Annotated in this window: 12 protein-coding genes and 1 tRNA gene; 7 read left to right on the top strand and 6 right to left on the bottom strand. The window is 58.7% G+C overall.

All coding sequences use genetic code 11. The features are described 5' to 3' along the window. Positions 1 to 120 precede the first annotated feature (120 nt). The 4 genes from uppE (at position 121) to ACUTJJ_RS05585 (ending at position 3,954) form a co-directional block, all read left to right on the top strand. Positions 121 to 1,674: a polysaccharide biosynthesis glycosyltransferase UppE gene (gene uppE, locus ACUTJJ_RS05600; protein WP_445541570.1), complete on the top strand. Its 1,554-nt coding sequence runs from the start codon at positions 121 to 123 to the stop codon at positions 1,672 to 1,674. Further along, on the top strand, positions 1,671 to 2,912 hold the full coding sequence (uppF, locus tag ACUTJJ_RS05595) for a polysaccharide biosynthesis O-antigen ligase family protein UppF (RefSeq protein ID WP_445541569.1): 1,242 nt from the start codon (positions 1,671 to 1,673) through the stop codon (positions 2,910 to 2,912). Before uppE ends, uppF begins: the two co-directional genes overlap by 4 nt. Positions 2,913 to 2,991: 79 nt before the next feature. Further along, positions 2,992 to 3,141: a hypothetical protein gene (locus ACUTJJ_RS05590; protein WP_104679367.1), complete on the top strand. Its 150-nt coding sequence runs from the start codon at positions 2,992 to 2,994 to the stop codon at positions 3,139 to 3,141. 171 nt (positions 3,142 to 3,312) lie between these two features. Then, on the top strand, positions 3,313 to 3,954 hold the full coding sequence (locus ACUTJJ_RS05585; protein ID WP_445541568.1) for a hypothetical protein: 642 nt from the start codon (positions 3,313 to 3,315) through the stop codon (positions 3,952 to 3,954). A gap of 60 nt (positions 3,955 to 4,014) precedes the next feature. On the opposite strand, the gene ACUTJJ_RS05580 is transcribed toward ACUTJJ_RS05585, so the two are convergent. Beyond that, on the bottom strand, positions 4,015 to 4,560 hold the full coding sequence (locus ACUTJJ_RS05580) for a DUF1269 domain-containing protein (RefSeq protein WP_144574766.1): 546 nt from the start codon (positions 4,558 to 4,560) through the stop codon (positions 4,015 to 4,017). A gap of 243 nt (positions 4,561 to 4,803) precedes the next feature. On the opposite strand from ACUTJJ_RS05580, the gene ACUTJJ_RS05575 reads away from it, so the two are divergent. The 3 genes from ACUTJJ_RS05575 (at position 4,804) to ACUTJJ_RS05565 (ending at position 5,615) form a co-directional block, all read left to right on the top strand. After that, positions 4,804 to 4,880: transfer RNA gene (locus ACUTJJ_RS05575), tRNA-Pro, on the top strand. Positions 4,881 to 5,017: 137 nt separating this feature from the next. After that, positions 5,018 to 5,278 (top strand): hypothetical protein, encoded by a 261-nt coding sequence (locus ACUTJJ_RS05570; RefSeq protein WP_063951228.1) that lies wholly within the window; start codon positions 5,018 to 5,020, stop codon positions 5,276 to 5,278. Positions 5,279 to 5,411: 133 nt separating this feature from the next. Beyond that, the gene (locus tag ACUTJJ_RS05565; protein WP_144574772.1) at positions 5,412 to 5,615 is read left to right on the top strand and encodes a hypothetical protein; all 204 of its coding nucleotides are present in this window, start codon (positions 5,412 to 5,414) and stop codon (positions 5,613 to 5,615) included. Positions 5,616 to 5,683: 68 nt separating this feature from the next. Here the strand turns inward: ACUTJJ_RS05565 and ACUTJJ_RS05560 are convergent, their stop codons facing one another. The 5 genes from ACUTJJ_RS05560 to ACUTJJ_RS05540 form a co-directional block, all read right to left on the bottom strand. Further along, the gene (locus ACUTJJ_RS05560; RefSeq protein ID WP_404493728.1) at positions 5,684 to 6,181 is read right to left on the bottom strand and encodes a ferritin; all 498 of its coding nucleotides are present in this window, start codon (positions 6,179 to 6,181) and stop codon (positions 5,684 to 5,686) included. Between the two features lie 80 nt (positions 6,182 to 6,261). Beyond that, on the bottom strand, positions 6,262 to 6,717 hold the full coding sequence (locus ACUTJJ_RS05555) for a pseudoazurin (RefSeq protein ID WP_445541567.1): 456 nt from the start codon (positions 6,715 to 6,717) through the stop codon (positions 6,262 to 6,264). After that, complete coding sequence (locus ACUTJJ_RS05550; protein WP_445541566.1) at positions 6,714 to 7,535, bottom strand: ABC transporter ATP-binding protein; 822 nt, start codon at positions 7,533 to 7,535, stop codon at positions 6,714 to 6,716. The genes ACUTJJ_RS05555 and ACUTJJ_RS05550 overlap by 4 nt, the downstream gene beginning before the upstream one ends. Next, positions 7,532 to 8,584 carry a FecCD family ABC transporter permease gene (locus tag ACUTJJ_RS05545; RefSeq protein ID WP_445541565.1) on the bottom strand — a complete coding sequence of 351 codons (1,053 nt, stop codon included), beginning with the start codon at positions 8,582 to 8,584 and terminating at the stop codon, positions 7,532 to 7,534. Before ACUTJJ_RS05545 ends, ACUTJJ_RS05550 begins: the two co-directional genes overlap by 4 nt. Positions 8,585 to 8,694: 110 nt before the next feature. Then, positions 8,695 to 9,807, bottom strand: a complete 1,113-nt coding sequence (locus ACUTJJ_RS05540) for an ABC transporter substrate-binding protein (protein WP_445541564.1) — start codon at positions 9,805 to 9,807, stop codon at positions 8,695 to 8,697. Positions 9,808 to 10,025 lie beyond the last annotated feature (218 nt).

The following is a 10,025-nucleotide window of genomic DNA, read 5'->3' as shown; positions in this document are numbered from 1 at the left end:
GCCGGTAAGGCGCCGCGCCGGAGGGTCTGCGTGTACTTTGCCACTTTGAAGTTGCGTCTCGTCCCGGTCGAAAATCAAATGCGACGTTAGGCCGATGCGCTGGAGGGTGCGGATCAAGCGATGACCAAGAGTGACAAGGACAGGCTGCAATTCGACCTGGCGTCGTTGCGCGAAAAAATCTCCGGATCGGAGGCTGAGGAGTCTCCGGCTTCGGCAACCGTCGTCCTTAATCCGCTTGCCCGCCAGATTGCCAACCAGCTGCGGAGTGGCAGCCACTCCCCCAACATGGTGATCGGCCAGCTTCGTCTTCTCGAATTCACCATGCTGGTGGTTATCGCGGCCATCGCCAACGGCATCGCCGCCGATCGCGGTCTTGAAAGCTTTCTGTCGAGCTTTGGCGGCGGTGTTCTGGGGGCCGCACTCTGCGTCATCCTTCTGCAGGCCGGGGACTGCTACCAGCTTCCAACGCTGCGTACGCCGATGTCCATGTTCGCCCGCGTTCAGGGAGCCGTCTGTTTCTCCTTCGTGGGCGTCGCCTGTTTCCTCCTTCTGTTTTTCCCTGGCGCGCTGCATTCCTGGCAGGCCTTTGCGCTCTGGTACGCCACGGCTGCGCTGGCGATCTTCGCCGGACGTCTGCTTCTCGGTTTCGCCATTCGCCACTGGAGCCGCAACGGCGTCATGGAGCGCCGCGCCGTCATCGTCGGTGGCGGCGATTCTGCTCGGGACCTCATCCGCTCACTGGAGCAGCAATCCGACAACGATATCCGCATCTGCGGAATTTTCGACGACCGCAATAGCGAAAGATCACCGGATGTCGTCGCCGGTTATCCGAAGCTTGGCACCTTTGCCGAACTGGTGGAATTTGCCCGCCTCACCAAACTGGACATGCTGATCATCTCGCTGCCGCTGAGTGCCGAAGCCCGCATTCTCCAGCTGCTGCGAAAACTCTGGGTGCTGCCGGTCGACATCCGCATTGCCGCCCATGCCAACAAGCTGCGTTTCCGTCCGCGCGCCTATTCCCATGTCGGCAGCGTGCCGATGCTCGACGTGTTCGACAAGCCGATCCGGGACTGGGATTCCGTGGCGAAGCGGGTGTTCGACATCATATTCAGCTTGATCGGCATCGCGCTTCTGTGGCCGGTGATGCTGGCGGCGGGCATTGCCGTGAAAACAACGTCAAAAGGCCCCGTGCTTTTCAAACAGAAACGACACGGCTTCAACAACGAGACGATCAACGTCTGGAAGTTCCGTTCCATGTATACGGAACTGAGCGACCCCACCGCCAAAAAGGCCGTCACGAAAAACGATCCCCGCGTCACGCCGGTCGGCCGTTTTCTGCGCAAGTCATCGATAGACGAGCTGCCGCAGCTGTTCAACGTTCTCTACGGCGATCTGTCACTGGTCGGTCCGCGCCCCCATGCCGTCCATGCCCAAACGGGCGATCTGAAATATACCGAGGTGGTGGAGCACTATTTCGCCCGCCACAAGGTCAAGCCCGGCGTGACCGGCTGGGCGCAGATCAATGGCTGGCGCGGCGAAATCGACCATGGCGACAAGATCAAGTTCCGCACTGAGTATGATCTCTACTACATTGAAAACTGGTCTTTGTTTCTGGATCTGAAAATCCTGTTTCTTACGCCGATCAGGCTGCTCAAATCGGAAAACGCCTATTGACCCACACCGGTTACCAGCACGCGGCGAATTTTGACGCACCGTTGGCCACCATGCGGCTCATCGGTTCGTTCTTTATCGCATTCGGCGTGTTCCTTTCCGGCTTCGTCATCTCCGAACCGGCGCCTTATGAATTGATGATGGTGGGACAGGTGGCGCTGTGGTTCCTGCTGGGCCTTCGTCTGTCGCGCACGGTCGTCCTGCTTCTGTGCCTGCTGCTTGCGTTCAACGTTGGCGGTTATCTGTCTCTCACCACCATGGCCAATTTGGATGAGGGACCGCTTTATCTCGCCGTTTCGACGTTTCTGGCGCTGACGTCGGTGTTTTATGCGGCGATCGTGGAAGACAGGCACCAGCGTCTGCTTCTGATTTTCCGGGCCTGGCTTGCCGCCGCGCTCATTACGTCGCTGCTCGGCATCATCGGATATTTCCATGCCATTCCGGGCTTTGAGGTCTTTACGCTCTATGATCGCGCCAAGGGTGCATTTCAGGATCCGAACGTCTTCGGTCCCTTCCTGGTGACACCGTCGCTATACTTGATCTACGGCCTTTTAACCGGCAAGGCGATGCATGCGCCGCTTCGGGCTGCCGGGCTGCTCATCCTGTCGCTCGGCATCTTTCTCTCATTTTCGCGCGCAGCCTGGGGCCTGTTTCTCTTTTCCACCGTTCTGCTTGTCTTCGTCATGCTGCTGAAGGAGCGCACGGCAGCGTTTCGGCTCAAAATACTTGTGCTGTTCCTCGTCGCCGTCGGGCTCATGGTTGCCGCTGTTATCGTTGCGCTGCAGTTCAAGCAGGTGGCGGACCTGTTCTCCAGCCGTGCGTCGGCGGTGCAGTCCTACGACGGCGGTCACCTCGGACGTTTCGCCCGCCACTATCTCGGCTTTCTGCTCGCCATGGAACATCCGCTCGGGATCGGGCCGATGGTATTCGACGATATCTTTCCCGCCGCCGAACATAATATATGGCTGAAAAGCCTCACCACCCATGGCTGGTTCGGTTTTGTCGTTTATCTCACCCTGATCTGCTGGACGATTGCCGCCGGCTTCAGCCATCTTCTGAGACCGCGCCCCTGGCAGCCGTTCCTGATCATTTCATGGGTTACTTTCGTCGGGCATGTGTTGATCGGCGCCGTCATCGACACGGATCACTGGCGGCATTTCTTCCTGTTGCTCGGCATCCTGTGGGGGTGCATGGCGCTCGAAAAACGCGAAAACCTGCGCCGGCGCGCCCGCGCTGCGTAAAACAGCTGCCCTTACGGAACCTTCTGCTATTGCAACCGTTTAGCCCTCGATTGTGACATGTCCAACGGGGAGACATCTTATGACGCAGACCAATAATCTCTATCTCATTATCGGCGCCCTTATTGTCGTCATCGCGGGCCTTGGCGTCTACGTCTGGCATGAAGAAAGCAAGCCGAAGGGGATCGAGATGAACATCGGCCCGAATGGCGTCTCCGTTCAGGAGAACTAAGCCACAAGCGTCGCGCAAACTCCGGCGATTAAGACCGGGTGCATTCCACGTCAAAGCCGGCGTGGATGCACCCGGTCTTCTTATGAGAGAAGACGAAAGGCGGGATCGATGCCCGCAGAGCCGGCCCGATACGCATGATCCGTATCGCCCGATCAAGGATACATCCGCGCAATGGTCTCCTCCGTCGACCTTTCCACACGCCTGACCGCCACCAGACTCGCCCTTAAGGCCATCAAGGATCAGGAGGACAGCGCCGCCGCCACGACTTCCTCGGCACGGGCCACGCTCCTCGGCTCCTATGGGCTGGACACGTCCCCGTCATCGACCAATACCCGCCTCACCCAGCTTCTGGCGCAATACGCGCAGTCATCGGACCAGGACAAGACCGACGACGCGACGGCACAACCCTTATCCGGCGACATCAACAAGTCCGACTTCATGACAGCGCTGAAGACGATGCTGGAAGGGCTTAGCAAGGACCCGGATAAAGCAACGCAGGCCAAGGCGATGCTGGGGGCACTGGAAGCGGGAACGCTGACGGTATCCGATCCCGCCGCAGGCGCGAAAATTGCGGCCTGGGACGTCGGCGCTGACCCGAAAACCGTGTCCAAACCCACCACGGAAATTCCGACTGAAGGCTGGAGCACGTTCTTAAAGGACCATCTGCAGCGCGACGGTTCGACCTACGTCAAAAGTGGAAGTGGCGCCTATGTCGACGCCGCCTCCGGCGACAATGCGTTTTTCGGCAGTGTCGGCAGCCGCTATTATTATCTCACCTGGCCGCAGGCGAAGAACGGCACCCTGACCGTTTGAGCGGCCGGGAAGAGTGATGCTGCGGCATAAGGCGCCGCAGCACGTCGATCTACGCCTGCGTCATATTGCGGGCGTTGCGGCAGGGACGGCCGAGGCCGCGTTACCGGAAAGCGCTTTTTGAAGTTCCGCCTCCTGCGCTGGCGACAGGGATGTCTTGATAACGCGGCCGCGGAGGCCCTCGAACTCGGCAAGCACCTTCTCGGCCTGCACCTTACGGATCAGCACGAACAGGGCGGAAGAACTGTTCGGTATGGTCTCGCCAAGCGACTTGATGAAGTCATCATCGATCCCGAAATCCGTAAGCGAGCCCGCAAGCGCGCCCGTGCCCGCGCCAATCGCGCCGCCAATGGCAAAGCCGGCGAGCGGGTTGAGGAAGAGCAGCCCAACGAGGCCGCCCCAGAGGCCGCCGGACAGAAAGCCGGAACTTGCGCCGATGGCGGTGAGGTTGACGCTCTGTTTCAGGTGCACCTTGCCATTCTCATCGCGAACGACAACCACGGCATCTTCGAGATCGACCAGATATTCCTTTTTGAGGCCAGCAAGCTTCAGAAGCACCTGATCGGCGACTTCCGTACCATCAAAACCAATAACGACGAGTTCGGACATAGTTTGTCTCCCTGAGTTTTAAGTCGGCTGCCATTCAACGCCCGATGGAGCGGCTTGTTCCGGCCATGATGGAACGGGGATATGTCCGGGGTTTGACGGTTGTCTCCTCGCCGCAAAGCTCGCCCAGTCCGCCCCCACGTGCCGCGGGCTCACTTGGCGTCCACACCTTCTTTTTGTTTTTTTATGAAGAGGCCATTTTCCGCTTGCGCCCTAAGAGGCTTCTATATAAACGGCTTTCAGGTTCGGAGCGTAGCGCAGCCCGGTAGCGCACTTGACTGGGGGTCAAGGGGTCGTGGGTTCGAATCCCGCCGCTCCGACCATTAAAATCAGATAGATAGCCAGTTCCCCCAGAGCTGGCTATATTTGTTTCAGCGATCTGCAACATCGCTCCTCGCCGCGTGAAAAGACCCGTCCGGGGTTAATCCTTGTCCAAGCCTTGAGAAGCAGGTGTGCGGAAATGGCCAAAAAACCGAAAATTGAGCACTCGGAATTCTCGGGCGAGTTCGAGGATGATGGGGTCACCGTTCTCGTCGATATTTACCGGCCCGCCGGCACCCAGCAGGACTGGACGCTGGAGGTGATCAGCGAGCACGACGATGTCACCACCTGGGACGAGCCCTTCGCGACCGACAAGGACGCGTGGGAGGAGTTTCTGGCCACCTGCGAGAAAGATGGCATCCGCAGCTTTCTCGATGGCGAGGAACCCTCGGTTCACTAGACGCGCTCGTGGCCGATTTCTGAAATCGTTGTTTCATTACCGCCAACAGCGCCGGCCTGGGATGGCCGATATTGGCTTATTGACTCTCCGCTAAAATTAGAACATTTAGTGAACAAAAGAGAGGTCGCCACCCATGTCCGACGCGGAAAAAATCACCCCCATCCAGCCTGACGACATCGCGGGATACGTCATCCAATGTCATGACGGCAATGCAAAGGCGGCTGTCGAAGCCCTTCTTGGTGAAATCGAACATCTGCAGGATCAGCTTTCGCTTGCCGTCGCCCTGATGGGAAGGGGATATACGCGCGGGTGGACGCCGGATATGGAGCGGGAGTAAACCTAAATCGGCACTTCCCGAGACGCATTCTTGTGGCTCAGGAAGTGCTGACAAATCCGTGGTAGCAATCAGCCCTTCTCTGCCAGATGTCCAATTTCCCGGTCGATAAGGTAGTCGGCATTGGGGCCGTTGCCGATCAGCTCGATCTTTCCAAGAATCGTGCGGCATAGGCTGTCTTCCTCATGCTGCTCATCGACGAACCATTGCAAGAATGATGTCGTCGCGTGGTCTTTTTCCGCCCGGGCGAGATCGACGGCAGCGTTGATGGCTGCGGTGACGCGGGATTCATGTTCGGTGACGATCGTGAAAAGACCCTTGATGTCATTTGCAGTCACCTGCGGTGCCGGTAGTTCCGCGAACGTGACCTTTGCGCCGAGATCGTTGAGGAACGTGAAGATGCGATGCATATGCTCGAGTTCTTCGGCGGCGTGGCCAATCAGAAATTTATAGCAACCGTCGAGGTTGCGTTCCGCCGCCCATGCGGCCGTTTGAAGATAGGCGTGGTGGGCACGTAATTCGCCGTTGAGGAGATCGTTCAGCGTCGCTTCGATGGACTTGCTGGCCATGGCTTATTCCTTTGTTTCGGGTTCAAAAATGCGTGCCGTCGAGACGGCGATGCGAGGGTGGGCGTTAGGATTTTTGTGGATTACTGGGCGGGCGTTACCTGCGAGAGCGCCGCGTCGAGCCTCTCGGCTTTCATGACCAGTTTGGGCCGGAGCTTCTCGGCTTTCTGCCTGACCGTTTCGAGATTGGCAGGTTTGCCGACCTGGATGACGCCGATCATCGCCATCATCAAATGCGGCGGGCAATAATAGAGATAGACGCCTTCCTGATCGACGGTCACGCTAAAGGCTTCATCTAGCTTGCTTTTCCATGGCGTCACGCCTTCGGGAACAGCATAGGACTGGACGTAGTGGCTCGAATTCTCAGGCACGAACGTGATCGTATCGCCCGGCTCCGCCTTGACATAGGAAGGCTCGAAAACCATGCCACCCTCCTTGCCATAGTTGAGCATCAGGACCCTGTGCTCGGCAGCGACGGCAGTTGCAACAGGAAGAGTGACAGCCAGTATCGTGGCAAGCGTGATTAAAACTCTGCTCATGCAATTACTCCTTCGGAAGTTTCGAAACGGTCTGGCGGCGACCCGCCCGCAGGCTGAATGACGGGGTTGCCGTGTCGGTCCCGCAGCACCTCAACGGCAAGGTCGTAGGTGTCTGAAATCAACGCCGGCGTGACGATGTCACGTGGTGCGCCTGCGGCCTTGAGCGTGCCATTTGCGATGACGAGGAGGTTATCCGCATATTGGCAGGCAAGGTTGAGATCGTGCAGCACAACCAGCGTTACCCAGCCGTTGGCTCGGGTTTCCCGCCGGACCAGATCGAGCAAAGCCACCTGGTGTTTCAGATCAAGCGCACTTACCGGCTCATCCAGCAGCACCGCCTGCGCCTGACGCATGAGAACCTGGGCGAAAAGCACCATCTGCCGCTGTCCGCCGCTTAACGTCGCGATGTCCCGGTCCGCCAGGTGAGCAATACCGGCCTGATGCAGACGGGTCATGGCAAGGTCGAGTGTCTCATCGTCGATATGCAGGGAAAGTCGCTGAAAGCGGCCGAGCACCACGACCTCCAGGACACTGAGGGCGATATCCGCCCCTGTATCCTGCGGCATATAGGCAAAATTGTCCTGCCAGTTGCCTGCACGTCGCCCTGCCCTCGCTCTGGCGATCCGTTGACGACTTCCAAGGCTGATCGAGCCGGCGGCAAGCGACAGGTCTCCGAAGATCGCCCGCAACAGGGTCGTCTTGCCGGTTCCGTTCGGGCCGATGACGGCGTGAATCCGCCCGGCATCAAGGCGGGCTGAGAGGTTTTTCACGATTGAAACATCGCCACGATTGACGCAGATACCGTCCAGAACCATCATCGGTCACGCCTCTTCGGACTGAAGATGAGCCACAGAAGAAACGGCACGCCGACGATGGCCGTGACGATCCCGACGGGAAACAGCGCGCCCGGAATGATGGACTTCGAGAGAATGGACGCGGCCGACAGCATCAGCGCGCCGCTGAGCACTGACATGGGCAGAAAGAAGCGCTGGTCCTCTCCAACCGTCATGCGGGCAATGTGCGGGGCCACAAGCCCGACAAAACCGATGACGCCGACAAAACTCGTGGCCGTCGCAGTCATGACAGCAACGATGACGAGAACCTTCATGCGCAGCCGTCGGACGTTGATGCCAAGGCTTGTTGCCCGCATTTCCCCCATTCTCAATGCCGTCAATTTCCAGCAGTCGGCCATCAACAGCGCGCAGCAGAGCGCCGTCACGAATGCCGTCAGCGCGAGCGTCGGCCAGGTCGCCTTGGTGAGACTGCCGAAAAGCCAGAACAGAATCTGCTGCGACAATTCCGGCGACGACAGGAACTGGATAAGCGAGAGAAGCGACTGAAACAGGAAGAGAAGAGCAATGCCGCCCAGGATGATGGTTTCAGCGCTCATCTGGCGCATGGATGCGAGCAGATAGAGGAACAGCGCCGCCAGCATGGAAAAAACAAAAGCGCCAAGGGGAACGGCGATCATGGCATCCAGTCCGAGCCCGCCGAGCGCCAGCACAAGCGCCGCGCCGAAACCGGCGGCCGCAGCCATTCCGAGCGTATAGGGGCTGGCCATCGGGTTATTCAGCAATGTCTGCATCTGCGCGCCGCCCGCGCCGAGTGCTGCACCAACGGCAAGCGCCATCAACGCCATGGGAAGGCGCAGGCCCCGCACGATGGAATCGGTCATCGCCGCCCGTTCGCCAAGACCCGTCAGCGAGCGCACCACTTCGGCCGGGGAGAGCAACGATGGACCAGTGGCGATATCGAGAACAAGACTGACGACCACCATGAGGAAAAAAATTGATACGACGCGCCAGCGGCGACGTTCGCGCAGCCGATGGGCGCCGATCGCCTCGGCATAACGGGCGGCAAATGTCATGAAGAACCTGCTTGTAAAGGATCGTATTGAGCGAACGCCACGACGCGGCGTCCGCAATAGCCCGGCTGCGCATGAAGACCAGGCGCCCTCGACGCAGCAGTAGGGAGCGATCAATCCTTGACGGCGATGGCGAAGGTGCCCTCGGGCGTCACAGGCAGGTATTTCTTGTAATAGCCAAGATAGTTTGCGATCGGATCGATGTCCTTGAACTGCTCGGGATAAAGCTGTTTGGCGATGTATTGGACCATCGCGAAATCAGAGAGGGTGCGCGACGCGCCCTGGTAGACGCCGAAAAGCTGGCCGTTCTTGATGGCCGGCAATTCGCTCCAGCCCTGACGGGTCTCAAAGGCTTTCAGCTTCTCACGGGCATCCGCGGCCTCCACCGCCTGCCCGATCGGCAGGGCAGCCGGGTTCTTGTTGTTCTCACGACCGGCAATAAAAATCGCGTCCGGTTTGGAAGCCAGAACCTGTTCCGGATTGATCGGTCCCCACCATTCGACGAATGGCGCCGCGATGTTGTCGCCGCCAGCGGCGGTGGACATGGCGCCCCACATGTTCTTGCCGTAGGTGAAGGAATATTCGGCCGGGCCCTTATTGCCGAACTCGACATAGACCTTTGGCTTCGGTTTGCCGGACTTCGCAACGCGATCGGCGACGTCCTTCAGCGAACCGGAATAGAATTCCGCGATTTCGTTGCCGCGCTGTTCCTGCCCGGTCAGCTCGCCAAAAAGCCGCGTGGAGGCGACATGCCGCTCGACCGTCTGCGCGTTGTAGTCGACCACGACGACCGGAATGCCCTTTTCTTCCAGACGGTCGGCATCGAGGCCAAGCGCCTTGTATTGCCAGTCCGCCAGGATCACGAGATCGGGATTGAGGCTGAGAACTTTCTCGACGGAGAAGGTCTGTGCCTCGACTTCGCCTACATCGGCAATATCGGCAAGGGAAGCGCGGTGGGCAAGATGCATTTTCCAGTTGGCGGGCACCCAGCCCTCCCAGGCCTCGCGCGAAATCCCAACGACGGAATCATAGGCCTTCTCACCGCCAACAGCCATGTAGTCTTCGAAATAGAAGCCAAGAACGACACGTTTTGCAGGAAGATCAACCTTGACCTGACGGCCGATGACATCCGTGATGGTCTTTTCCGCCGCTTCGGCGGAATGCACGATCAAGAAGGCTGAAAATAGAGATGCGGCAAGGCCGGCAAGAAATATTTTGTGGGTCATGATGCGATCCGAATGTTGAAACAGAGACGCTCTATAAAAGATGACATATAGAGTCAACTTCAGTTCGGAATCGCGTAAGTCGCTAATATAATGAGTGAATTGCTACCGGCCGCGTCACGTCGCGTGGGAGACGCAAGATGTGCCTACGCGGACCCGGACGAAGAGTACCGGGACATTTTAGCCGGATCGGCGATATATTTCTTCCGAGCAAGGCCGGG

Source organism: Agrobacterium sp. DKPNP3 (assembly GCF_052686535.1).
Note: the sequence above shows the minus strand (reverse complement) of the source record. Positions and strands in the feature narration are given on the sequence as shown.